Annotated in this window: 16 protein-coding genes and 1 pseudogene; 10 read left to right on the top strand and 7 right to left on the bottom strand. The window is 49.6% G+C overall.

Translation table 11 applies throughout. The features are described 5' to 3' along the window. Positions 1-188: 188 nt before the first annotated feature. From OPC11_RS20350 to OPC11_RS20340, 3 genes are all read right to left on the bottom strand, one after another. The gene (locus tag OPC11_RS20350) at positions 189-1,952 is read right to left on the bottom strand and encodes a PQQ-binding-like beta-propeller repeat protein (RefSeq protein WP_264783180.1); all 1,764 of its coding nucleotides are present in this window, start codon (positions 1,950-1,952) and stop codon (positions 189-191) included. Positions 1,953-2,481: 529 nt separating this feature from the next. Continuing rightward, positions 2,482-3,831, bottom strand: coding sequence for a hypothetical protein (locus tag OPC11_RS20345; protein ID WP_264783179.1), 1,350 nt, complete (start codon positions 3,829-3,831; stop codon positions 2,482-2,484). Continuing rightward, positions 3,824-6,514, bottom strand: a complete 2,691-nt coding sequence (locus OPC11_RS20340; RefSeq protein ID WP_264783178.1) for an AAA family ATPase — start codon at positions 6,512-6,514, stop codon at positions 3,824-3,826. The genes OPC11_RS20345 and OPC11_RS20340 overlap by 8 nt, the downstream gene beginning before the upstream one ends. Positions 6,515-7,197: 683 nt before the next feature. Here OPC11_RS20340 and OPC11_RS20335 point away from each other — a divergent pair. Then, a complete protein-coding gene (locus tag OPC11_RS20335) occupies positions 7,198-10,935 on the top strand; it encodes a DNA methyltransferase (RefSeq protein WP_264783177.1) in 3,738 nt (1,245 codons plus the stop codon). Between the two features lie 46 nt (positions 10,936-10,981). On the opposite strand, the gene OPC11_RS20330 is transcribed toward OPC11_RS20335, so the two are convergent. Continuing rightward, on the bottom strand, positions 10,982-11,113 hold the full coding sequence (locus OPC11_RS20330; RefSeq protein WP_264783176.1) for a hypothetical protein: 132 nt from the start codon (positions 11,111-11,113) through the stop codon (positions 10,982-10,984). 799 nt (positions 11,114-11,912) lie between these two features. Between OPC11_RS20330 and OPC11_RS20325 the strand changes: the two genes are divergently transcribed. Then, entirely contained in the window at positions 11,913-15,407 is a 3,495-nt protein-coding gene (locus OPC11_RS20325) for a helicase-related protein (RefSeq protein WP_264783175.1), read from the top strand. A 237-nt stretch (positions 15,408-15,644) separates the two neighbouring features. On the opposite strand, the pseudogene OPC11_RS20320 reads toward OPC11_RS20325, so the two are convergent. Next, positions 15,645-16,335: pseudogene (locus OPC11_RS20320) on the bottom strand (IS6 family transposase). Positions 16,336-16,545: 210 nt separating this feature from the next. Between OPC11_RS20320 and OPC11_RS20315 the strand changes: the two are divergent. The 3 genes from OPC11_RS20315 to OPC11_RS20305 all read left to right on the top strand — a co-directional run bounded on the left by OPC11_RS20315 (position 16,546) and on the right by OPC11_RS20305 (position 20,099). Next, a complete protein-coding gene (locus tag OPC11_RS20315; RefSeq protein WP_264783174.1) occupies positions 16,546-18,354 on the top strand; it encodes a DUF262 domain-containing HNH endonuclease family protein in 1,809 nt (602 codons plus the stop codon). Between the two features lie 384 nt (positions 18,355-18,738). Further along, positions 18,739-19,575 (top strand): DUF3578 domain-containing protein, encoded by an 837-nt coding sequence (locus OPC11_RS20310; protein ID WP_264783173.1) that lies wholly within the window; start codon positions 18,739-18,741, stop codon positions 19,573-19,575. Positions 19,576-19,613: 38 nt separating this feature from the next. After that, on the top strand, positions 19,614-20,099 hold the full coding sequence (locus OPC11_RS20305) for an McrC family protein (RefSeq protein WP_264783172.1): 486 nt from the start codon (positions 19,614-19,616) through the stop codon (positions 20,097-20,099). A gap of 94 nt (positions 20,100-20,193) precedes the next feature. On the opposite strand, the gene OPC11_RS20300 is transcribed toward OPC11_RS20305, so the two are convergent. Further along, positions 20,194-20,625 carry a DUF6884 domain-containing protein gene (locus OPC11_RS20300; RefSeq protein WP_264783171.1) on the bottom strand — a complete coding sequence of 144 codons (432 nt, stop codon included), beginning with the start codon at positions 20,623-20,625 and terminating at the stop codon, positions 20,194-20,196. Between the two features lie 60 nt (positions 20,626-20,685). Here OPC11_RS20300 and OPC11_RS20295 point away from each other — a divergent pair, with 60 nt between their 5' ends. The 3 genes from OPC11_RS20295 to OPC11_RS20285 all read left to right on the top strand — a co-directional run bounded on the left by OPC11_RS20295 (position 20,686) and on the right by OPC11_RS20285 (position 22,870). Then, positions 20,686-21,678 (top strand): HNH endonuclease, encoded by a 993-nt coding sequence (locus OPC11_RS20295; protein ID WP_264783170.1) that lies wholly within the window; start codon positions 20,686-20,688, stop codon positions 21,676-21,678. A 299-nt stretch (positions 21,679-21,977) separates the two neighbouring features. Beyond that, entirely contained in the window at positions 21,978-22,466 is a 489-nt protein-coding gene (locus OPC11_RS20290; protein WP_264783169.1) for a hypothetical protein, read from the top strand. Between the two features lie 47 nt (positions 22,467-22,513). Next, positions 22,514-22,870, top strand: a complete 357-nt coding sequence (locus OPC11_RS20285; protein ID WP_264783168.1) for a PIN domain-containing protein — start codon at positions 22,514-22,516, stop codon at positions 22,868-22,870. Positions 22,871-23,014: 144 nt separating this feature from the next. Here OPC11_RS20285 and OPC11_RS20280 read toward each other — a convergent pair whose 3' ends face one another. Beyond that, entirely contained in the window at positions 23,015-23,212 is a 198-nt protein-coding gene (locus OPC11_RS20280) for a hypothetical protein (RefSeq protein ID WP_264783167.1), read from the bottom strand. Between the two features lie 493 nt (positions 23,213-23,705). On the opposite strand from OPC11_RS20280, the gene OPC11_RS20275 reads away from it, so the two are divergent. Together OPC11_RS20275 and OPC11_RS20270 are read left to right on the top strand one after the other, a co-directional pair. After that, positions 23,706-24,794 carry a hypothetical protein gene (locus OPC11_RS20275; RefSeq protein ID WP_264783166.1) on the top strand — a complete coding sequence of 363 codons (1,089 nt, stop codon included), beginning with the start codon at positions 23,706-23,708 and terminating at the stop codon, positions 24,792-24,794. Between the two features lie 345 nt (positions 24,795-25,139). Next, positions 25,140-25,337, top strand: coding sequence for a hypothetical protein (locus OPC11_RS20270; RefSeq protein ID WP_264783165.1), 198 nt, complete (start codon positions 25,140-25,142; stop codon positions 25,335-25,337). The last annotated feature ends 140 nt before the right edge of the window (positions 25,338-25,477 follow it).

The following is a 25,477-nucleotide window of genomic DNA, read 5'->3' as shown; positions in this document are numbered from 1 at the left end:
TTCGGTGGGTGACAGATACGGTCGAGATGAAACGGCGGCCAGTGCATCAGCGGCTCGAAGACCTACATGAGCAGGGTGAGTTAGAACGGAGGAAATTGAGTCCGCAAGAGGTTATTTGGTGGATTCCAGAGAAAGAGTAAGTTCTTGAATGATATTTTGAGCGGATTTCCAATAACTGCTATAGATTACTACTTTAGGGGTGAACGGTTGTTAAGGTAGGCACCTAGACTTGCACCAAGTCCGCCAATGAAGGCAAGAGGCGAGTGCCAGCTACGGTCCCGGATAGAGAGTAAGGAGTGATCAGCCGTTGGTGGTGTTGACACCACATTTGCAATATGAGAATCCTGAGAAACTAACGGCTCTACGTCACCAGAGTATATGTCTGGCTTTTGTTGTATAGCATTAGATCCGCTTGGAGCCCTCCGGTTCAGTTTGTTATCCGAACTGTTTCTCACGGTTTCTGAGCCATCGTCGGGAATTGATTCACCACATTGAGTGCTCTCTAACGCATAGAGATCCGGGTAAAAATCCCCAATCTCGATCGTAGCTATGAATACATCCCTGTTTACGATAGTTGGAGGTGTTAAATAAGCGTCAGACTCGGCATTGATAGCAGAAACCCATTTTTTTGAGCCTGTCTCTGTATCAAGTGCATAAATTGCAGGAGTTCCCCAGGAGGGTTCAGAATCATCGAAGGATTCATGATATTTGCTTGCGAAATATATTGTATCATCGGTTACTGTCGGTGCTGCTTCAACTTGAGCAGGTGTTTCAAATCGCCAAAGTTCGTTGCCGGATACCCGATCAAACGCATAGAGAGTACTATGGGAATCGAAATATTCTCCCTGAGATTCGTAGACAGGGTCGAAAATATCATCGGTGTACGAACGAGTAAGAACATACAATCGACTTTCATCGACTGCAGGAACACTAATATACGGGTTCCTTTCAACAGTATAAGTATCTCTCTCTGTTCCGTACTCTGTTGTTGGTGCTGTTCCACGCGCAGGAGCAGGCGATCGCCATAGTATGCTTCCATCGACTGTGGAAAGCGCAGAAACAGTTAGTGACGGCTCCTCCTCGTGAGAACGACTTGTTACATATATCGCATCTGTGGTTATTGCTGTTCCTACTGGTTGATCAAGGGACTTTTCGACTCGCCACTGTTTTGTTCCTGTTGTAGCATCACGTGCGATAATCTCTGTTGTGGATACCGTTGAACACCATGAAATGGTATACAGAGTACCTCCAGCGACACCAATCAACCGATCTTCTCCTTCGATCTCCCAAATCGACTGACCAGTGGCTGCATCGAGGGCACCTCCTCCAAAATACACTCGATCGTTCGCCACTTCAATCACTGGTGTACCAAGATCCGCACGGCGCCACTGAATCTCTCCAGTTGTCGCATCTACTGAATAGATGCCCACATGACCCTTATGCTCATAAGGAGGTACCTTCCCAGAACAGGAGATATATACTGATCCATCAGATATGATCGGTTGTGAGTTAGGTCTCCCCAATTGGCCACCTGCTTGAGATTCAGAACTAAGTTGGGATTCAGCAGGAAGTTTGTCTAGTTTCCATAGCTGTTCACCGCTCGCCACATCATACGCAATCACTGCACCATCCGTTGTGCCGACATTTTCAGTGATACTAAGATAGGCGATGCCATTTGCGACAACTGGACTTTGAGAATCGGAATCCCCAGAAAAGTAACCGGAAGGACCGTCTCTCCATCGTGACCGGAGATACGGGCCAGCAGGTCCAGCAGCGTGTGTCGCTCGTGTTTTCCCGGCAGTTCCCAGTGGTGTTGACCAGCTATTTTCTGGGGCAAACACACCTTCTGCTTCTGAGGGAGAAGTAGCACCTCCCGTGCCACTACTCAAGAGCATGGCTCCGGTTGCAGCACCAGTCGTTTGAAGGAAGGTCCGTCGGGTAATTCGTTCCATGCCGCTGAATTACAAACCCAAATAATAAGCTTTGTGACTATTATAAAGGGGCAAGAAGATATTGTTGTGGAGTCCGGAATCCTCTATGTGTTTATTGCTTGTGAACTAGCTTTTCTCCCGTATCTCTTGGTGTCTACCATCAAACTGCCGAGCTAAATATGATCCCAGTTTGACAAAGCTGCCCGTGAGCTACACACTGCAAAGGCGATCCTCGTTAACTTCGAGTGCATCTCGGATCTGTGGCCACGTAGGTTTGGTTTCGTTATTGGCCATTGCAGTGGAGTATCGGTGATTGGTTACTGTGATACAGGCACCAAATCGCGATGCCGGAACCAGACATCGATTTCCTCGCTACCGGTTTCGATGCGGTAGCTGTAGGAGTCAAGTTCGCGCCCAGCCTCGTCTCCGAGAGTGTCCTGCAGGACATCCGTGACGGTGCCTTCTTTCCCGTGATATTCGCTGTCGAGATCAGTCCTCCCATCGGATTACTCCGGAACTCGTAGGATTGAAATATGATTATGTATCACAGTTAGAAGAACCGGCTGAGAACAGTCGAAAGCTCACCTTCAATTTCCGAGGCCTGCAAAATTTTGATTTCGTTATCTTGTTCTTCGAGCGACGCGGTCTCCTCAATGAGATCTTGGATGACTAAGAGCCCGTTCCAACCATCACCGAAATAACCGTCCGTGACTACTCCATCACCGTAGACGAATTCGTCGTCCTGCTGGAGGAAGGCGAGATATTCGAGTGTCTCCTTGATTCCCTGGCGAATCGTCTTCGTGTTCGTGCTGTTTTTGACTTCGGTGATGAGGTAGTCTTGCTCACCGTCTGGGTGGGTGATTTCAAGGACGATAATATCGGGGCGTCCAGTGTGTGTCTGGAATGATCGGTCTTGGAAGTAGTCGTTTGCAATATCGAAGCCAGTGGTGTGTACTTTCTCGGTTCTAGACAGCCCGTCTTGGTCACCATCTGGTAATGCGCGGAACGAGAGACCGCGCTTGGAAGCAGAGTTGTCGTGATAGACTGCGATTTCAGTTCCCTTGTCGTTCGTGAGTTGGGCGACTTCTTGCCGACCGGTTTTGATCGTCTCGAATTGGGCGTTCGTCTCGTGGAGCTCCTCGAGGGTTGCGATGAAGCGAAAGAGGACGAAGAGTTCGAGCAGTGTTTCGTCATCGTCCGGTGTGATTGCCGTCTCGGTGAGCAATGTCTCGAGTTGCTCTCGGTCGCCCTCGAACAGTCGGCGACGTTGTTCGAGCAGGGCTGCCGCATCACGGTAAATGGGATGGCGTGATTCGGAGGCGGTGTTGACCATCCGGTCGGTTGGTTCGTAGGCCTTTGGTTTGCGAATCCGGCGGACGTGGACGTTCTGTTCGACGATTCGTCGGAGATGATTGACGAGCGTTGCATCCCACCGGTCGTTCACCCACGCATACTCTTTCTGGAGATACTCGTCCGCTTCTCGAAGCGTCTCGTAGATGATGGCCACGACACGCTTGAACACCAGATTCTCGTCAGTATCGTAATCCTCGGTTCGATTATCGCAGACGAACATTGATCGATCGCCGGGGTTCTGTGCATAGCGCTGTTTGATTGTGGCACTCCAGTTGATCTTCCCATCGATCGTCCCGCGTCTCGTCCGGGTGACCGACTCGGTATCGGTCTGCAGGTTGCGAACGCGTTGGGGGAGTTGTTCAACGAATTCGATGACGTCCGGTGAGAGGATGAAGTGGAGATCCAAGAGGAGTTCGTACTCGGTGAAACGCTCGTCGAGTGCATCGGGTTTGATGGCACTCGCGAACTCCCGCTCTGGGAACGCCCCGTGCATCACGTAGGCGAGGATGTCCTCGGTCAGTTGGTCGAGGAGGTCGTCTCTATCCATCGCTCTGAGTAACGCTCACTTGGAGCATATCGCGTGCTGCCGTGTCGAGCAGTTGTTTGTCGATTCGATCGACGGCTGCGAGTTCGGTCACGACCTGTTTGCGTTTCGGGACGCCTTCGAGTTGGGGGAGGATGTAGCTGATAACTGCCTGGGTGAGTCGTTGTTCCCACTCGAGGGCAGTAGTTTCGGTGAGATAGGCGATGATGTCTTTGACGACGGCGGGACCAATAGCACGGTCATCGATAGCGCCGTTGGCGGCCTGCCAGACGTGTCCAACGTCAAGCAAGGGTGTTGAGTGGGCGGCGTCGAAGTCTGTCGTGTGGATGCTCCACGCGTCCGTGTACGCTTCCAGGAGTGACTGGAGGTCGTTGTCATCGAGGTCTACAAGGTCGGGTTCGGGAACGCGAATGAACGCAAAGCGACGCATAAAGGCGTAGCTCATCTCGTACAGCGACGTCTTATCGTAGGTATTGAGTGTCGCAAACAGCGTCCACGACTCGGGAATTCGGTATTCGTGAGGGTCTGAGAGAGCGTTTCCGTTGGCTGGTGCGAGGTCAATTTCCTCTCCATCCTTGGTATATGGGAGTTGCACGGACTGCCCCGAGAGAACGGTGAACAGTTGGCCGAATGCTTTGTCGATATCGGCCCGGTTGAGTTCGTCGATGACGAGTGAGTCGTTCTTCTGGGTATTCGTTCGTCGTGATTTGAAGCGATTGAGAACGAGTCCTGGTGTGAACTCGAGGTTGTTGCCCGAGTCAGTGTCGTCTTCAGTGGGCATATATCCGCCCACGGTGTCGAAGGTCGACCAATCCGAGGTGGCGGTCGTCAGCTGCGAGCCAGTGTAGAGGTACGGGTATTGCTCTGCGAGGTATTCGGCGACACGGCGAGCGATTTCGGTCTTCCCCGTTCCGGGCGGTCCGGTGAAGATGATGTGTTTCCCGGAGCGAAGAGCACCCTCAATTTGAGCAAGGATGGATTCACCGTGGTTGTTGGGGAAGTAGAGTCCCTTGAGGGTGCTGTTGTCGATGTCACCAGTGAAGGATTTGTGGAGTGCTACTGGTGGGACTTCTTCGAGGTGGTCAGCGAGTGCATCTGCTAGCGCGAGTGCTTTGGCATGGTCGTCGACTGCCCCGAGAGGTTCGATTGCGCGATGGCGGGGGAATCCACTTCCAGCGGCTTGGTTACAGATGGAATCTGCTTTCTTGAAGCTGAGTGCATTTGCGGTGAGTGCCTCGAGGTCGTTGTCGATCGTCGTGGGTGCTTTTGCCGTCAGTGGCTGTGTGTGATCGATCGCGTCGAAGTTGCCAGTGAGGTACAGCCGTTCGAAGGTGATCAGATTAGAGTGTCTCTTGCCGTCTGTCCCGGTTTTGTGTTCGTCGTGCCACCATGCTTCATCCTCGGGTTTGGTCGTTTTTGCTCGGACGATGCCAGCACCGAGAATGCAACTCTCCTGGTCGGCGAGTTCGCTCCGGCTTGGACTTTCCCGTGAGTGGAAAATAAGAACGTCGCCAGCTTCGATGTCCGACCAGTGGTGTTGGTCGCCGTCCTCCAAGCCCACAGCAGCGTGTTCGTAGGCTGTTAGCCAGTAGTCCGGTGGTGATGTAACCTTGTAGACGGAGGGGTGTGTATTTTGAATATGCGTGATGAGTGGATGGTCGGGATGGGAGAGTGACTCAGCCTCGTTGCCCTTCTCGAGTAGATAGTCCCCTGCCTTTTTGCTCAAATTGAACAGATATTGCTGATTGACGCCCGCCCGATTGATCGGGTAGTACTTCTCGAGTCGCACATCCTCTCGCCAGAGGTACGGAAAGACATCGACGAATTGGAGAGGGGTATCGAAGAGGTGAACATCGATGTCTACTCGTCGTTTCTCTTCATCCTCGTCTGCGACAAGATACGCTGATTGAGTGACTTTCGAGTATCCAACGATCTCACCGTCAACGTAGTTGAAGACGATATCGTCGATTTCGAGTTTCTGGAGGTCGTAGTTCGGGAAACTGGTTCGAGGGGCTTGGAGATAGCCTGCTTCGAGTTCTTCGTGGCTCTGGTTGACCCAGTAGTAGGGAGCAGTATCAGTGACGGAGTCGTCTTCGAGTATATTTTTCGTCTTTATATCGGGATTGGTCTCTGTGGCTGTCTCTGTCTCGTATTCGCCGACGAGTGTTTCTTGTCCCCCATCGACGCTGGTCTGGGAGTATTTTTCCTTGAGGGTTTTGAACGCCTTGTTGATGGAGCTGAATTCCGAACGTAATTTCTGCAGTCTCTGTTTCGTGGGTCGCATGAACCCCTGAACACGGAATCCACCACTGTATCCAAGTAGGTCCGTGATAGCATTCGTCGGGATCGAAATCTCTTCAAAGTCCGTCAGTGTATACACGAGCTCGCTATCCGCATTATTCCATGCCCACTCTCCGAATTCGCGGCTTCGAAAGGCATGTTGAATACGACCTGCAGCGAAAAATTTGCCCTCCTGAGAGAACAGAACGATGTCACCTGATTCAATATCCTCGTGGTAGCGGTCCTTTTTGGTTTCATATGTCGTTCCCCAGACGCGTGCTTCGTCGAGATGATTTAATGTAGTAGGTAGTCCTTCGGCGGCAGAAAGGTCAAGTGGTGTTTTGACTGTCCGCTCGAAGTGAGAATACCACTGATCATTGACTGGATGAAAATAGAGCTTGGTCATTTAGAGGAAAAGAACGATGATACTGGTTGAAACTTTCGTTTTCGATGGTGATCTTTTACAACTAGTTTTCGGAAGAGGTAGAGAAGCTGGATGGAGTGTTGTATCTCTGGCGACGATCGTAACGTGATCACCAATGGAAAGCCTGGCATTTCTATAGGACCCGATATTCTGATTCGAGATTCCGACGTGGTTGAGGAATTTAGCAAGTGTATTGGTCGGGTTTACGATTAAGTGAGCGAGCAGATTTGGTCGACCACCGAGTGTGAGCCAGTGGCGAGAGGTCACGGTCGAAATACAGAATTTTAACCTAGTTGTTTAAATATATTAAACGTCCGACTCCAGTTTGGAAGAGACCAGAATCTCCAACGTCCTGCATCGACCAGATTAGTCGAGGATCAATCGAACAGTTGACTGAGGCGTAAAAGTGAACGGGCGGTCGTGTCCCAACTTCCCGATAGCGTTTTGTCTTGACCAAGACTATCTGTGAACTGCGCATCACTTGTGACATGTATGGGTATCTTGGGTGTGCTCATTTTCATGGGGTTACTCTAGACGAGTTTAGGACACGGCCAGGATGTTAGGGTTCTTTTGATTCAAATCAACATTTAAGTTGGGTGAATGAGCATAGTGCCATATGGCCATCTACCTCGTACAATCAGATATTTTCACTAAACTCAATATCCATGACTGACGAGCAAACGAAGGAAATCCGTCGGCGTTTAGACGAGGACCTCTCCCTGGACGAATTTGAACGTGATTACCGATCCACTGGGGAGGCGGCAACCCAATTCTTCCAGGACCTTTTCGTTCAGGTACTCAACTTCGAAGAAACGACGTCGCCTCTGGGTGACGCAACCTGGCAGGACATTCCTGTCTACGAGTGGCCGAACACAACTCGGGCGAACGCTGCCCGTCTCTTCGCTGAATCGGGGAACTTCCGCGTCATCTACGTCGAGCTGGAGAAGCTGACTCGAACAGCCGAACGGAACGCTATCCAGAGCCTCACTCGGACGGACCGAACGAGTGGCTGGGCCATCGACGGCTCCTTCCTGACTGTATTCCATGCGCCAGACGAGGACATCTGGCACCTCGTTACTCCCTACGAAGAAGGCACTGAGGACATCACGACCGGTCGACCCGTATTGCGAAGGTACACGCTCGGTGAAGGTGAGACCCACCGCACCGTCGCCAATGCGCTGTCGAGTATGGATGCAAGCAAGGGTCGACTGGCCGAGCGAATCGACGAGGCGTTCCGAGTCAAGCCCATTACCGAAGATTTCTACGAGAACTACAAAAGAGTCTTCGACACACTAAGTAAGGAGCTCCGCCGGAAGGGACTGGAGATCGAGGACGCTGACCGGTATGCGCATACGATGCTCAACCGGTTAATGTTCTTCTACTACCTCCAGAAAAAGGGCTGGATCGGTGACCGGAAGAACTTCGTCCGCTGGTTCCACGAGCAGTACGAAGAGTCTGACGAGGAAGACGTGTTCCACGAGAAGTGGCTCTCGGCGCTGTTCTTCGACGGTATGAACAGCCCGGAAGGAGGAGAAATCAATGCTGATCTCCCTACTGAGGTCGAGTCCGCCGTTGCGGGACTCCCGTACATGAACGGTGGGCTCTTCCAGCCGACTGAGGAGGACGAACGCGACACGTTTCTATCAGACTCCGCGTTAAAGTCGGTGACCAAAGAGTTCCTCGAACAGTACAACTTCACAGTCACCGAAGAGAGCCCTTACGACATCGACGTCGCCGTCGATCCAGCGATGCTCGGAAAGATTTACGAGTCCCTGATTGCCGAGCAGGAACGCGGTGAGGCAGGTATCTTCTATACCCCACGTACGGAAGTTGACATGATGTGCCGGGTGGCTGTCTACGAACAACTCGCCACTCGATCCGCCGAATTTTCTTCCCTCGATGTCCGTCAGCTCGTCGAGTTTGTATTCACTGAACCACATAAATGGGATGCCACGACGGATAATGAACGAGAAGAACTCTTGGACGCTATACGAGAACTGAATATCGTTGATCCTGCATGTGGAAGCGGAGCATTCCTCGTAGGGATGAAGCAGGTCCTCACTGAACTGTATCGGAAGTTGGGCGAGACCCCCGATTACGACCTAAAAGAGCGGATTATCAATGAAAATTTACATGGTGTCGACATCAAAGGCTGGGCAGTCCGCGTTGCTGAGTTTCGTCTTTGGCTCTCGCTGATTCAAGGTGAAGACGAACTCCCTGACGAGAGGCCTGTTCTCCCGAACTTTTCGTTTAAATTGTATACCGGCGACAGCCTCATCCAGTCGGCGGGATCCATCGAATTGCCATCGTTCGAGGAGATTCGAAGGGACGCAACTGAGGATGTCTTCAAGAAATTGCAGGAACTTGAAGCGGCGAAAGATGGATTCTTTCAGGGAAACATTGAAGACCAAGCGATTATCGAAGAAAAACAGAGAGAGCTGCTAACTGCGTACATCGACGACAGGGTTGAGTCGTTGGAAGGCGCTGCAACGACACAAAGCACGCTGGGCGGAGGGGCGACGGAGTCATCTCAGCAGTCCGCCGCGGAGGCCGAAGCACAGATCGAACAACTGGAGATGTTGCGCGAGCGCATCTTGGCCGATAAGTTCACTGACTTCATCTGGGAACTGAACTATCCCGAAGTGCTGCTCGGCGGGGGGTTCGATGTCGTAATCGGGAATCCGCCATATGTGCGACAGGAGGACATTATCGATCAGGGAATCAACCCAACCCGCCTAGAGGAGTTATCCTCAAATGAGATCAGTGATCTCAAGTCTGAATATAAAGATGATCTGCGTGAGTTCGTTGAGACCCGTTTTGATGTTAAGCCTTACAAGACCAGTGATCTGTATCTGTATTTCTACTTCAGATCGATGGACCTTCTCCGTAAAGGTGGGACACTGTCGTTTGTCACATCAAATTCTTGGCTGGACGTCGACTACGGCGTCCGGCTCCAAGAGTTCCTCCTCACACAGGGAAATGTCAAATACATTCTAGAAAACCGCTCACAGCGGACGTTCGAAGAGGCAGACGTTAACACAATCATATCAATAATTAATAAAGAGTCGCCGGAACGACTTGCCGGCCGGCCCAGCTTCGTCTCGGTTTACGATCCGTACAGCCAATTTGTAGACATCGAGACATTAAATAGTGTACTCGTTGGTGACGAAAAGGAATCGGAGACCCTATCGTTCCAAGAAAACGATCTCCTCGTACGAAATCGGGATTCTTGGAGGTCGGTTGAACTGTCGGCCGCCGCTCTTTGGCGACTTGGGGCGGGCACAACCGCCCTCACCGGTAACGGTGACGAAGAGGCAATTCCGCAAGGCAGGTACAGCTCCGGGAAGTGGGGGAAGTACACCCGTGCACCGACGGTGTTCTTCGAGTTGGCTGGGAAAACCGACCGGCCGCTGTCTCGGCTCGGCGATGAGTGCACGATCCGGCGAGGAACTCGTACTGGCGCGAATCAGTTCTTCTATCTTCCGAGCAAATACTACGACGCACGTCGGGAGGGAGAAAATCTTGTTCTGCAGTCGACCGGGGAATGGCCGGACGAGGATTACGAAACGGAGATGCACATCCCCAAGGAATACTGGATGCACCAAACTGACGATGGATGGGAACCGAATCTCGTGCTGAAGACCTCAAAATCGTTCGACACGACGATCTTCGGCCTCGATTCACTAGAACTTGGGAAAGGACTCCGGTACCTGCTCGTGATAGACGATCCCAAATCAGATCTCAAGGGAGACATTAACGAATATGTCGAATGGGGCGAAACGTACGATCCCAGTCAGGATGATCTGGGGAGAAAGCGGACTGGGTTCCCATCATCTGTCTCGGGACGTGGTATTGACTGGTACGACCTCACAGAGGACCTACAGCGAGGCGATGTCCTTCCGATGAAGAACATCAACACGCGTCACGTCTACTGGTTCCCCGAACAGCGGACGTGGATTGATGACCGCCTTCACGGGATTGAGGTCCCTGGCGAGGAGCATAATCGGCGATTCCTTGCCGGCGTATTGAACTCCACCTATGGGACGCTCTCCTGTGAGGTAAACGGCCGCGTAAACCTAGGTCAAGGGGCGCTGGACATTGCAACCGATGACCACAAGGCCACACTTATCCCACCGCTTGAAGAGGTCGATAGGAATTTGAAGGCTAAAATCGCCGAGCAGTTTGAAACGCTCGGAACGAGGAGCGTCTCGTCCATATTCGACGAACTCGGGACGTCGACACCAGCTGAATTGTCGTTTGATTCTGTTGCAGATGATCGTCTGGAACTGGATCGACTTGTTATCCAGGACTTGTTCGGCTTCGACGAAGATACTCATCGACAGGTGTACGAAGGAACCCTTGAACTCGTTAGTCAGCGAATTTCAAAGGCTGATAGCGTCTAAGGGTAACATGCCCCACAATGTGGTCATTCGACCGCGGTGGAGACGGTTATACCCTGAGATCGCCTTCGAGAAGCCGCCGCTTGAACCCGGCGGCGGTGATACTGTCCTCCTTGTCCGTGTTGATCCAGTTTGGTCCGCCCGCATCAGTGTTGATGTTGTTGATCTTGAACGATGTCATCTTGGAATCATCGCCAATCGTTTCTTTGTTCTGATAAGCGATCAGTGGGACGGCATCTGATCCGGTCGCACTCTTTACCTGCAATACGTAATTTCACGTAATTTCGCAGATCATCTTTGAATGGGGCCCATCTGTCGAGATCGATGTAGCTCCGTTGCAGTTCAATCAGATATTGCGGTTTCACGCCATCGGATGTGAGAACAATATCGAGATCCTGCTTTTTGAACCGCTCAGGAAGATTGGCCCTGCTCCAGTCGTGGAACCCACCTACCGTTCGCTTGTTCTTGGCTTTGCTGGTTCCCATTTGCTTATAGTCGGTCCCGAAGTATTCTTGGAATCTTGACGCCCCACGATCTAGGTCTAACCGCTCCCGATTGACACGGGGTTCACCATCGGACTACTCAGTTACCTGTCCCACTTCGAGCTTCCTAGAGTCAAATCGGCCTTTTCCATTCCACAGTAGGGGCACGTGGTTACCATGGGCGAACTTCTGCATCATCTGCAGTTCGTCGGTCTCGGTGAAATCTTCGAATTCACCCGGATAATTGTATGTAAATCCGAGCAGGGAAGCATCGTTCGATCTGGATGCTTCTCCCCACACGAGCATCGCCTTCTCATCCGTTGATACAGAAACCCGTTCTTCTAAGGATGGATACTTGTCGAATTGAAACCCATCATTAATATACCGGATAGGCTCCGATTTATAATCGTCGCTGAGATCTTTCGCGGAAAGCGGCAGGCAAATCAGAGAGAACGCCGACCAAAACAATCATCTGCAATTATTGTGTCTGACCGGTGTATGGAACTAGGGATCATCGACAATGATCAATATTCTCGCCTTGATGATGTTCTGAAATCTGGGTTGGCGAGAGATGATGTCGACCGAATCCGGATCGCGGTCGGCTATCTCTATATGAGCGGGTTAAAGCGCCTCCGTCCCGAGCTAGACAAATTTCTAGATCGAGGTGGGTCGCTCCAGATAATGATGGGGAACCCGAATCAGCAGGGACTGGATGAACTCGTGGAGGCCAATAAAAACCTCCGACTCGCTGGAACACAGTTCCAGCAGGCTAGCAACGTCAAGTGGAGTGAACGGCCGGAGATACGTGCTGAGACCGCGGAAAATTATTCAAAACAAGTTCTCTACGAGGATCCCTCAGTCGAAAATCAGGCGTTCTTCTCAAAACTGGTTGACTGGCTGGAACGGGGTCAGATCAAACCGCGGCTCTATCTCCAAGAGCGGTTTCATGCGAAGGCATATCTCTTTGAAAAGGACGACGGTGACATCTTCTCTCCACAAGGGGTTGGTGTGATTGGGTCGTCCAACTTGAGCCTAAGTGGCCTCCATAGTAACACCGAACTCAACGCGCCAGTTTACAATGAGAAGGTCAAGCAACTGCAGAACTGGTTCGACGCCCTCTGGGAAGAAGCGGTTGAGTTTGATGAGGACCTGCTGGACACATTTGAGGACTCGTGGGTTTCAAACAATCCCGGACACGTCTCAACGGACGACGAACCGCCGGCACTTCCGGGAGATTCACTCCCGGACGACACGACTGAGACGCTCCGTGAGGTCAGCAGCGGTACTGGTCTCCCAGCGCCGTATCTGGTGTACACGAAGATCCTCTACGAGCTTTATAAGGAGACGCTGGAGACCGCTGAGGACTATCTCCAGTCGTTCGACGTGTATGATGACCTCTACGAGTTCCAACAGTGGGCAGTGAATCGCGGCATTCGTATCGCCAATAAGTACGATGGTGTCCTCGTCTCCGACGTCGTTGGAATGGGGAAGACGTTCGTTGGTCTCGGCCTCCTCGAACACTTCCACGCGCGGAACCGGCTCCGTGGCAACAAGGGGAAGATGTTGATCATTTCGCCAAAGCATCTGCAACCGATGTGGGAGCGGATGGTCAACAAGCAGTACAACTTCAACGCGGAGGTGGTCAGCCTAGGGATGGTTTCGAAGGAAGACTTCCACGAGACGCTCTTGGAGGAGCACGACGACACAACTGTGTGTCTCGTCGACGAGGCGCATCACTTCCGGAACGACGATACGCATCGCTACGACAATCTGCAGTCGTTCCTTCCCACGGTCAATCAGACGATCCTCCTGACTGCGACGCCGTATACGAAGAGCGCTTGGGACGTCTACAATCAGATCAAGCTCTTCCACATTGAGGACATCACGCCGATTCCGATTACGCCCCCCAACCTCTACGACTTCATGAAGATGGCGGAGAATGACGAAACTGACCTCTCGAACCTTCTCAGCCACGTGATGGTCCGCAGGACTCGGCAGGACATCATCAACCAATACGGCGCGGAAGACGAGGATGGCCGGCTGTACCTTCAGATGGGTGGTGAACGTCGGTACCTCCCGGATCGGCACTTACAGACTGTTGATTACGATCTGCACGAGACGTACTCAACGGCGGACGGCGTCAATGATTCACTGTACGATGCGATTGTGGAGACACTGGAGGACCTCACGTTCGCTCGGTACTCGCTGGGGCAGGAAGAGTACCTGAAAACAGGATACGCGAATCAGGACCCATATCAGAATCTCTCCTCGATGGGGAAGAGCATTCGGGGCTTAATGAAGTCCAACCTTCTGAAACGGTTGGAAAGCAGTGTCCATGCCTTCTACACATCTCTTACTCGGATGCTTCAGAGTTACCGGCTGTTTCGAGACCTCCTCGACGAAGGGACGGTTGCTGTCGGGAGCGACGTCTCCGAACTCATCAACAGTGGGGAGCAAATCGACTACATCCTTGAGCAGATTGACGGAATGGTTGAGAATGGAGAGTACGCGGCGTATCAAACGGAAGCCTTCCATCTCAACGACCTAAAAATCGATCTTGAGACTGACATCCAGCTCCTTTCAGATCTGCAAGCCACGCTGGAGCCGTTCCATCAAGACATCCAAAACGACTACGCGATGGATGACAAGGTCGAACAACTCCGACAACTGCTCGGAAATCTCCGCGTCGGGTCTCACGATCTCCTTGAGCGCGGTGACCGCTCTGAGAAGCTTATCGTGTTTACACAGTTTACTGACACGGTGAAGTATCTGGAAGCTGCGTTCGAACAGTTCCAATACCGAGGGCTGCTCTCTGATGGCGTTCGGTTTGCGAGTGCGACGAGTGACACCTCGAACGTGGAGGGAATCATCCAACGCTTCGCCCCTGAAGCGAATGATGCGCGTAATAAAATCGACCCGAGTGAAGAGATTGACGTGTTGTTTGCCACTGACGTCGCTGGAGAGGGGGTCAATCTCCAGGATGCGAATTTAGTAATCAACTACGACTTGCATTGGAACCCACTGCGTCTAATTCAGCGGATCGGTCGTGTTGACCGCCTCGGGAGCGAACACGACCACATCTATGCGCTCAATTTCCTGCCGGAAACAGAACTCGAAGAAGAGCTCGGAATCGTTGATCGAGTTGGATCCCGTGTCCAAGAGATTAGTAACATCCTCGGCGAAGATGGAGAGATACTGAGTCCAGAAGATAACGTGAACCGGTCGTACATGGAGGACATTTACGCCGAGGAGGACATCGAGAAGGTCGAAGACGACGTGAATGAGATCATCGGCAGTGACGATCTTATCGGCCCCACTAGTAGCCTCCAGGATCTCAGGCAGAAGTATCCGGACCTCCTCAGTTGGTTAGAAGACCGCGACGGGATTCGGAGTGCTATGGAGTGGGACCGAGAGTACGATGGAGTCGTCATTGTCTACCGGCAAGGGGACTACACAAATCCGTACCTCGTTACATTCCCGAACGAAGGCGGTCAAGATCTCGCATCACAGGAGAAAGACACCATCGTCCAAACCATCTCCTGTCCCATCGACGAGCCGGTTGCGTCGGTTGGTGCACAGACGTTCGACACCAGGTACGAACGGGCGGTGCAGGTTGCGCGGACGGAGTTCGGAAATGATATGGGCAAGCGTCGGCAGTTCCAGCGAGAAGCTCGTCAAGGCGCGAGTATTGATCGGGAGTATGTCGTTGATGAGCTCGGAGAGGTGGCATCGTCCGTCGAAAACACCGATCAACAGCGGACACTGGCACAGTTCCAGGACATTGTTGAGACTGTGTCGGCAGATCAGATCCTCAACGAATTCAGGGACCTGCGTAACGAGGAGGTCACAGGTGAAGAGCTGGTGACGGCTGTTCGGGAGATCGTCTCTCGGTACAATCTACAAGAAAAATACGACGAGCGGCAGGAATGGGCGGAGGAGCAGGAAGAGCCTCCGCACGTCGTCGCAGGGATGTACTTAAAAGGGCAGGAGTAATCGGGCGATAAGGCACATGAGGTTCAAATATTTTCACACAGAATTCGGTAATGTGACTCAGTTAGAGCAACTCCCCACAACCGATGCTGGGCATGTAGTGAAGCGGCAATCAGTCGAATAGCTAAGTGGTCGGATGAGGCATCTGAACAAGAGATTCGGGAATCTGTTGTCGAGAAACCCAATGACTTCACTGGGAGCAATTATCCAACTGAAATCTCCGATATTCGGGTAACAGGATCATCGGAATTTGTCGAAGCAGTCGGAAGCCTGTTCAAACCACCGCTGGGCGCTCGGCTGACTGCCCACCCACGACGTATAGAAGCGGTCGATGCGCTGTTTGAGTGTGTGAAACCATTTTTCGATCAGGTTTCGATCTGTGTAATCGAGCCGACCGCGCAACCCAATTCGAAAGAGGATAGTCCGATAGTCGTAGCCATCGACGAGAAACACAGCGTCTGAGAGATCATGTTTCTCGGCCAGTCCAGATAGAAACGCAGCCGCTTGGTCGGTACCATGCCGATCAAACACTTTGACATCGAGCAGCAGTTTTGTTTCGGTGTCGATTGCAGCGTACACCCAAGACCATTCACCGTTGATCTTGACAGCGGTTTCGTCGACCGCGACCCTCGTCGGCGTCGCCGACGGCGGGTCCGAAACGCTGTCAGCAATTCGATGGACCTAGTGAAAGATTGCTTGATGCGACCGCTTCACGCCGAGGAGCGCGAGGATCGCTTTTGTTTCTCTGAGAGAACACCCGGTCGCGTGGAGCCGGACGGCGAACGCCCTGACGGGCGCCCCCCAGAAATCGGAGACTTCTGGTGTGCAAACGAGACGCTACGCGTCTCGTTAACGTCGCCGTCTGCTCACGCTCCCAACATTCAAGCGCAGACGTGTCTAAACTCTCTTTGAGCAGGGTTGAGAGTAGCATGAACAACTAGCTCTTCGACCTGCTCGTCTTTATCTAGACAGTGACACTATACTAAGATTATTTTTATTTTAATTGTTTATTATATAAAATAAGATATGATATAGCATTATATATAAAATAAATTTTCTATATTGGTGAAAATTATTTGGAGAGTACTTTTCGACTTATTAATATTTATACGGACTCAAAATAGAGACTATTTATCGATAAATGTCTTCCCAGTCAACTACCATCGCAAACGTAGTCAAAGATCTTAATGAAGGGATGTTTCTGCCAGGAATACAGCGAGAATTTGTCTGGTCTGAGAGTCAGATTAGACAACTCTTTGATTCAATCATGCAAGGATATCCGATTGGATCGCTCTTGTTTTGGGAAGTTCGAGATACATTTGCTCGTGAGCAGATTAAATATCGTTTTATTAAGCATTATATTGAAGATGGTGTGCATCCCCCGAGTTTTTCGGACAGATCATTTAGGAACCCGAAGATTGATGAAAAATTTGATAAACTTCCTAACAAACTTAGTCTAGTTCTGGACGGTCAACAGCGGTTGACTGCCTTCTATATCGGTCTTTGTGGATCGTATACAAAGAAAAAGAAATATCAGCGTCGTCGCGACCCAGAATCTTGGTCTAGAAAGAAACTGTATTTCAATCTGCTCAGCGATCCGAGTACAATCTCAAATACAGACCCACAAATGCGGTACGATTTCCGGTTCCTTTCTGATCCCTCTAACTCAACTGGTGAGTATTGGTATGACGTTAGTCGTATTCTCGGATATTCCTCAAATAAAGATATTGATGAGGAAATCAAGCATATCCAGGAAAAGCTGGAGGAAGAAGGGTTATGGCAAGAGGGCTACTTCCAGCAAATTTACACTAATTTGTCAGATTTCTATAGTTCTATTCACGAAACTAATAATATATCATACCACACAGAGACAAAAGAGAATCATGAAAGAGTTCTAGATATTTTTATCAGAGCTAATGAGGGTGGAACTCAACTTAGTAAAACTGAAATTCTATTATCGATTTCCACCGCGCACTGGACTAATAATGAACCCGAACTTGACGCACGTGAGGAATTGACCTCTTTTGTAGATGGCCTCAACGGTCAGTATGACGATGCTGGATTCAACTTTGATATTAGCTTTGCATTGCGAGGGTTGATGCTACTTTCTGACATTCCTGCCGGATATAGTCTTTCATCATTTTCACACGGTAATGTTATAGAAATGAAGGAAATGTGGATGGAGGAGGGGGTTCAGGAATCGATCCGCCAAGCGATTGATTTACTAGTCGAATTTGGATATAATGGACAGCGGCTAACAAGTGTTCGCGCTCCGCTTCCGATTGCATATTTTTTCTATCATAATAATGAAAATAAAAGACTTAGCCAATCATCTAAAACAGGTAAACAGGCTCGGAACGATATCCATTTCTGGTTAGCATCAATGATTATTAACGGTACTTTCGCAATTGGAGAAACACCAATAATTGAAGCTAGATCAGCTATTAATGATGCTGAGCAGGGTACCTTCCCTCTGAAGGAGATTAATCGACGACTTCGTGGTGGCGGCCGTCCAGTTGGGTTGGATAGAGAAACGATCTCAACATTGTTGCGTGATCAGACTAGTAAAGCGTTCTCGCTACTATCTCTGATTCACTATCCTTTGCCAGCTAAAGGAAGTACTACCTTCCATGAAGACCATATCTTCCCACGCAGTAAATTAGATACTGAATATTTAATTGAGGAAAAAGGATTAACATATGAGTATGCACGTCAGTGTGAAGAATTGAAAAACTGTGTGGCAAATAAACAGCTACTGACAGATTCAGAGAATATGAAAAAGTCGAATAAGGACTTTGCGGAATGGTTAAAAAGTCGTGATCAAGAATATTTTGACTCTCATCTTATCCCTCAAGATCCAGATCTTCACGAAGTAGAAAACTTTGTAAAGTTCATTGATAAGCGTGAAGAGATGGTGATAGAACATCTATCGGAAAAGTTCGGATTTTAACCCACAGATATGTCTGAAAACCCAAATTTATTACCCATAACTATAGCACGTAATGTGAATTTAGGTATGTTAATTACATATTCTGAAAGCTAAACTAGCGAGACCATCTTTCAAACGTTCCTTTTATTCCGGGTGCGAAAATGAGGGCATCGTGGTACTCTTTATTCTGTAGGACATCCGTAATAGGGCTTTCTTTCTCATGATGTTCACTGTCGAGATCAGTCTCGGAGACGTAGACCTGTACTTCGTCGCCTGGTTGGTACGGATCGCTCGATATTAGTGTATTATACTAACACAGACTCAAGCACCGAAGCTAGAACGAGCAGATGTATTGGAAAAATCTCAGACACCATCTTCATAAGGTCTCATTGAGGTGATAGAGATATGTCTGAGTGGCGTGACACGATCCGCACTGAAATTACGCGCTACTGCAGCCAGAATGATACGCAGGAGTTCAGCTTGCAGGATTTTCTCGAATTCTCCAAATCCATTGTTCAAGAAAAATTTCCGGAGAACAATACCTGGGAGGCATCCATCAGGCGAACACTTCAAGAGTTGCGGGATGCAGATGAATTAGAAGCTCTTGGAAATGGTCGCTATCAAATCAAGGACTTAGAGAGTTCTTCTGATAAGACATCATCCAGAGATCCTCCGATACCTGGCTCCACTCTCAATGTGAAAGTCCAGTATGCACTGACTCACTATACGGAGGCGAAGTCAGAGGGGGACTGGGATCACTCCGTTGTCTCGTTGATAAATTCTGAACTGCCAGAGGAATTTCGAACCCGATTACAACACAATGCGACAAAGACCGACGAAATCACATCTGAGCATTTGCAAGTAAGAGGATCAAGCGGGAAAGGACGGATGGCGAATATTCCTTGGATCGGTGTCTTCGACCGTCGCGTTGCTGAGGGACCACGAGATGGGCTGTATGTTGTCTATCTATTCGATACGGTCGAAGATCGGCTCTTCTTGACTCTCAACCAGGGAATGACCGAGCTGAAGGAGAATTTAGGTCTCGGACCCACGAAAGAAGTCCTATCGCATCGTGCAGAAATTCTTCGAAGCCAAATTGACCTCGAGAATTTTGAGATGGAGAGCATTGACCTACCCTCCCAGCTATTAACGGGACGAAACAAATACTACGGCGATTCAACGATCTGTTATCGCTCCTACGATGCTAGCCAATTTCCCAGTGTGCAGATTTGCTTCGGTTAACGAAGCTTGTTCTACGGAGTATCTACGTTCGTGAGTTCATGACCGGCAAGCAGCGGTCGTTTGCCCTGCTGATCGATATGAACAAGATCTTCGAGCGTGCTGTCGAGCGAGCAGTGTCTGAGGTGGTGGCGGAACGGGATGGATGGAGCGTTGCGTTGCAGGTGACGACTCGTAACTTAGTCACCGATGGAAAGCACAAGGTATCTATTCGGCCCGATATCTTGGTTCGTGATTCCGAAGAGGAGGTAGCGCTTGTGGGGGATGCAAAGTGGAAATTGGGTCGTCCATCGAACTCGGATTTCTATCAGATGGTTTCGTACCAGTTTGCTCACGAAGTTCCGGGAGCATTGATTTATCCCGAGCAAGGAGGAGATATCGAGACCGAGTATTCGGTGGTAGATCAGTATCCGCTTTCATTGATTGAATTTCCGATTCCAGCGGTGACTGAGGATTTTAGCGGGTATATTGATCGGGTCTATGATAGAGTGAGCGAGCAGATTTGGACTCTGGTCAATGAGGGCTAAATGTGTGCTGTTGCCCGATGGTGTTTGCATTAGTTAGAACGTCACGAACTTCAGTCGAGATCTAGCCAGTGAAGAGCAGTAACGTCAGTTTGGTTCATTGTCGCTTGTTATACCAAGCAAGAGTTTCTCCGATCATCAGTCCTTCTGTCGGGAGAGAAATACTGACTGATTCGCCTTCGAGTCGAGGAAGAAGCTCACCGTAGTAGGCTTTTCCGGCGTGGATGTACAAATGAGTATCATCGCAGAGAAAACCTCGATCGGCAAGTTCTTTGACTACATTGTCTGCCCATGTTCTTCGAGTTGCGATAGATGCGTTCGTCAACGTCTCGTCGTACGGTTCGATGGGCGGACCTTCCGGATCGAGGAGACCGTATTTCGCAGAGAGAATATACCACTCGTCGTACGTTCTTTCACAATAATCACTGGCTTTCCGGAAGAGCGTCGATGGTTCATACAGGTCTCTGGGTTGTGCAGGCTCATCGCTTTTTGACTTCGTGCAACTAACGAGGCCGATTGTTCGAGTCATGGTACTATAGGATATCTCGAAGTGGTACTCATTTATTGTTTCACTAGGAAGAAACTAGCTATGGCTGACGAACGGCGGATGACCACCGATCGATTCTTCGGTGGCGTTGACGGACGACTCGCCAACCTCCAGGCAATGCTCACGTACGTTCATGCCGAAGAACCAGATCAAGAGGATCTCTGGGCGTGGTTACGGTCGAACACAGCTGCGAGGAGTGACTCAACGATTGAGAAATACGTCCAGTTCGTTCGTGCACTCGGTTTGATTGAACGCCATGAGGACACCTATACGAGTACCACCCGCGGGAAGGCGTTTACTGAGACCGGTGACCAGCAATTGATTTTCATCGCGCTCACCGAACACGTCAAAGGCTTCGAGACGATCCTCGTTGCAATCGATAGTGGAGCGCGAACGATAGAAGAGATTCAGAAACACCTCCGTCGGATGTACCCCGGGTATAGCTTGCCGACGTCAATCGTTGGACGGCATCTCGAATGGTTTCGCGCGGTCGGTGCCGTCGAGAAACACGACGGGAAGTATCTCCTAACTGGTTTCGGACAAACAGAAGTGAGAAAGCTAGATCCGGATCAGTGGCTCAATTCCGGTTCTGAGACGCGGGAAGTCGATACACCGCCATCGCGACGGGGATCAAGCAAGGAATCTACTGATCTTGCATCACTCCGTGAACAAGCCGAGCGTGCGGCAACTGACTCCGTATCGTCGAGTAAACAGCGGACGACTACCGAATACAACCGATCGGGTGCAATTCGACGGTACGTAAAACGTCGGGCTAATGGTGTCTGTGAAGGCTGCGGTGATCCAGCTCCGTTCACTAGTCGGACAAGCGAGCCGTATCTTCATGTTCATCATATCCACGAAGTCGCTGGAGGTGGGTCGGATTCGCCCGAAACCGTGATCGCGCTCTGTCCGAACTGCCACTTCCGCGTGCACCACGGCCGCGACGGAGCAGTATACAATCGGGAGCTTGCCCATCGGCTAGCGAATATCGAGGAGGTTCCAGTCGAGAAAATTTTCGCTACTGAAGAGCTGTGAAACCAGAATAGTATTCCATCCAACTTAGCCATGAGAAGCAGATCCCAAACCCACATTGATGCTTGCATACGCAACTCATCGTACTTGATAAGGAACTGCTTGATCCCTCCGTAGGGATTCACAAGGCCATGTTCTGCTATCAACACCGATAAGAGGTAGATTAGCTATTACTCATTCTTCTTCAGCGGCTGGATACCACAATCACTTCTTTGCCGGAAGCCGGTCTCGGTGCCACTCTTGATTTTCACTTTCACCGAGGCCCACGCAACCTTTAACCTAAACAATCCGATAATAGAACCATGGTTGAAGTGTTTGATCATTCCGGTCCAGAACAGAGAACAAACCTTATTGAGACGTTTGACGCGAAAACGATGACTCATTACGTGTGGGAAGATGTGGACGAGTTATTGGCGGATGATGGAGATACTATAGAGTACAGCGGCGAAGTTGTTACGATGATTAGCACGGATTGGATAGACGACAGTGCCGAAGAGGGAGATATTATTGACATAGAAGGCAACCCAGCTAAAATCGACTTCCTCGAACGCATGAACGGCGAAATCATGGGATCAATCGGTATAACGCTGTTCGAGCACATGGATAACCCGCCAGAGGAGCGCTGTTGTGACAAATGTGGGACGTCCTGGGACGAAGTTCCTGAGTTCCCGAGTGTTGGCGTCAAAGGAACCGGCGCAAACCTAATGCCCCTATATGATCCCGATGACGGCGAAAGATTGCTTTGCCGCGATTGTTGCCCCGACGAACTTCTTGAAGAGACCGACATATAAGCGACGTCCGAAACACGCGTGTCGGACGACACGAGATAGTCCTCCCCGTGTTCGATGCGCTTCGTCATGAAGCGATTCCATATCAGCCGTTGTTTACGAGTCGGTACGTGCTCTCGGAGTTAGCCACACTCACCACTCGGAAGGTTAACCACAAGACAGCAGTGGATGTGCTTCAGACGATTCGGCGTTCGGAGAGTTTCAATATTCTTCCCGTTGGTGAGGGTGTGTTTGCTGCGGCGTGTGATGAGTTCGAGCGGTATGACGACCAGCAGATTTCGTTTGTTGATCACACGAGTGCGGTACTTGCTCATGAGTACGATATCGACCATATCTTTGCCTTTGATCGGGATTTCACGACGCTTGGGCTGACTCCGGTTCCTGCGGATATTCACTTCCCAAAGTGAGCCGTGGCTTCAGTAGTGGTGACCGTACGGAGTGACGCCTAATTCTCTCCCAAAATTAGTAGAAAGTATTACTATTATATGGCGTGTCATTCTAACTAATGACCAACTTCGAATACCGATCACCACGAACCCCGCTTGGCTTGCTCATTGGAGCGTGGGGTGATCGTAGTAGAGAACGAGCTGATCTTGGAACGAGGCAAGAGTCTTCATGACCAAGACGAGCACGACCGCGACCGCGGCGAGTGCGAACAAGTCGAACGCAAAGTATGTCTTTGACGGAAGGGAAGAATTTGCGCGAGAAGTCAGTTGTTCTCGGTCGTACGTGTCTGCGAGGCGTTCCATCTGTCTTGAACCAGTGTGTCAGTTATGAAATATATTTCTGATGACAGGGTTAGTTTGTAGGCTGATGGTGCCGAAAACGTGAGGTTCTGACCAACATTTATTTTACTGGAATTGAAAGAGTTCAATGGTTGGAAACGACCGATTCATTTATTCAGCGTCGAGGCAACCCTTGTGGTTGCTTTCCGGCGTTTCGAGTGTGACATCACGCAGAGGTTGTAGCTCTGAGAATAGCTTGTTCGAACGCGTAGATGAGCTAGTGGTTATGTATCAACTTACAAAGAAAATTAAGTAGTACCTGCTGGTGACCTTGATGCGGACGAATTGGAATAATAGCTGATTCTTAACGGCCTAGTAGAAATTAGATGATTGATTATATAATATATATTAATACAGATGTTATTTCCTCTTAATATTTTTATCTATTATTCGCTCGGTGAGAGAAAATGTATTATTATGAGTCAAATTTATCACCAAGGAATACACTCGTCTCGATATGGTAGATGATAACGAAAAGCACGACGAGAATACTCCGGAAACGGCTGAGAAATCAAATGAAGAGCAACAATCTACGAGTGGACAATCGGGGAATGGGGTCTTTGGAATGTCCCAAATTAATTTTCCATTGAAAGACCTTGATAAGGTATTAGTCCCCAATCAAAATCTCACGAAAGGACTTGACGGAGTATATAAGTGGCAACAATCAATGGCAGAAGTGACTGCCCCAATTAGGAAAATAGAACAGACAAATAGAGCACTTAATCAGTTAGATCAGGCAATTCAGGCAGTCTCAACGCCAAGTGAAGAGTTACAACAAACTGTCAGCGCTGTTCAGGGTGCACGTGCGATTGCTCAAGCCTATAATCAACAATGGGAGGCGATCGAAGACGCATTTGACAGTTTGCATGATGATATTAAAGTTGCCGTCGAGGAACAAATTACGCTTGAAATGCCATGGAACTACAAATCAACTGATCCGAATCCGGCTGCGAAGGCCGCTGCTGAGAATTGGGTAGAAAGATTCATTTCTGACTTTGAAGACGTTGATGACGAGTATTTTGAGCGGCTATTCAAGCGAGTCGAAGATGGTTTTGATGAATTCAAAAAGGAACCAGATCGGCCATATTCAACGATACACATTTTCATATCTATGCAAGATGCCTTATTATTTTGGCTTTGTTATCAAGATAGACAGATTTCATCAAATGAGACAAATGATGTTGGGTTGCCGAAATATAAGACAGAACACAAGCAAAATGCTCTTAGAAAGTACTACAATTCATATTTTGGTGTAGATGAAGGAGACAATACCAAGTTCTCAGATTATAAATGGGACTGTTTCTGGGCCCATCGTCATTCGATTATGCACGGTGATGTGTATGCAACCTATGACATGAATATTGCGACAACCTCGATGTTATTCTTTGCATTGACCGCGGATTCCGTTTTACAAGTGATTGCTACTCACGATGAGAACGGAGAAGATATCCCTTCTGTCCTTGACCAGATTGAACAAACCGAAGAAGTCAATGACGAGGAAGATGTTGATCCAGCTGAAACATTAGGCACATTCATGAAAAATTAATAATATTCTCCAATATCTATCAGGCCCCAATGGTTGGACGACTGATTCATTGATTCGGCATCGAAGCAACCCTTGTGGTTGTTTTTCGACGTTTCGATGTGGCATCACGCAGGGGCCGTAACTTTTGGAACAGTTTATCGAACGAGTAGATGAGCTGAAGAGGCAATACCAAACCAAAGAGAAAGGTCAGCAGGATCTCGTTGATGACCCCATCATAGACGAATCAGAGACGGATCATAAATCGCTGTTTTACTTCCTGCACTATCCGTACTTAGTGACGAGATTGATTTTGCGCTTTGAGGGGTGGTCGGAAAGTAAAAGATGTTGCCAGATAGAATTTTTTGTATGCCATCCGACGACGACCCCGCCACAGAGATGGAACAGGTCAGAGAACAAAGTCGAGAATCTATTGAAGACTACAACGGCTACGAATCAGTGCAAGATGCACTCGATGCTTATGCACAAGCACAGATCGAAGAAGGAAATGAAGTTGACATGAGTAGTCAAGCTAGAGCAGCAGGAATGAGAGAGAGAGCGAGGTAGATCGTGCAGCCGCGATCAGCGAAGCTAAAGCTCGCCAAGAAATCGCGTTGACGATTCAGGGCCTTCTGGAATCATATGGGCATCAACTCCATCGAGGTGCAGGAGTAAATCCTGACATGAGAGATACCGAGAACGAGTTA

Origin of the sequence: Haladaptatus sp. T7 (assembly GCF_026008575.1) — an archaeon.
Classification (GTDB): domain Archaea; phylum Halobacteriota; class Halobacteria; order Halobacteriales; family Haladaptataceae; genus Haladaptatus; species Haladaptatus paucihalophilus.
The sequence above is the reverse complement of the archived record's forward strand: the minus strand, read 5'-3'. Positions and strand labels throughout refer to the sequence as shown.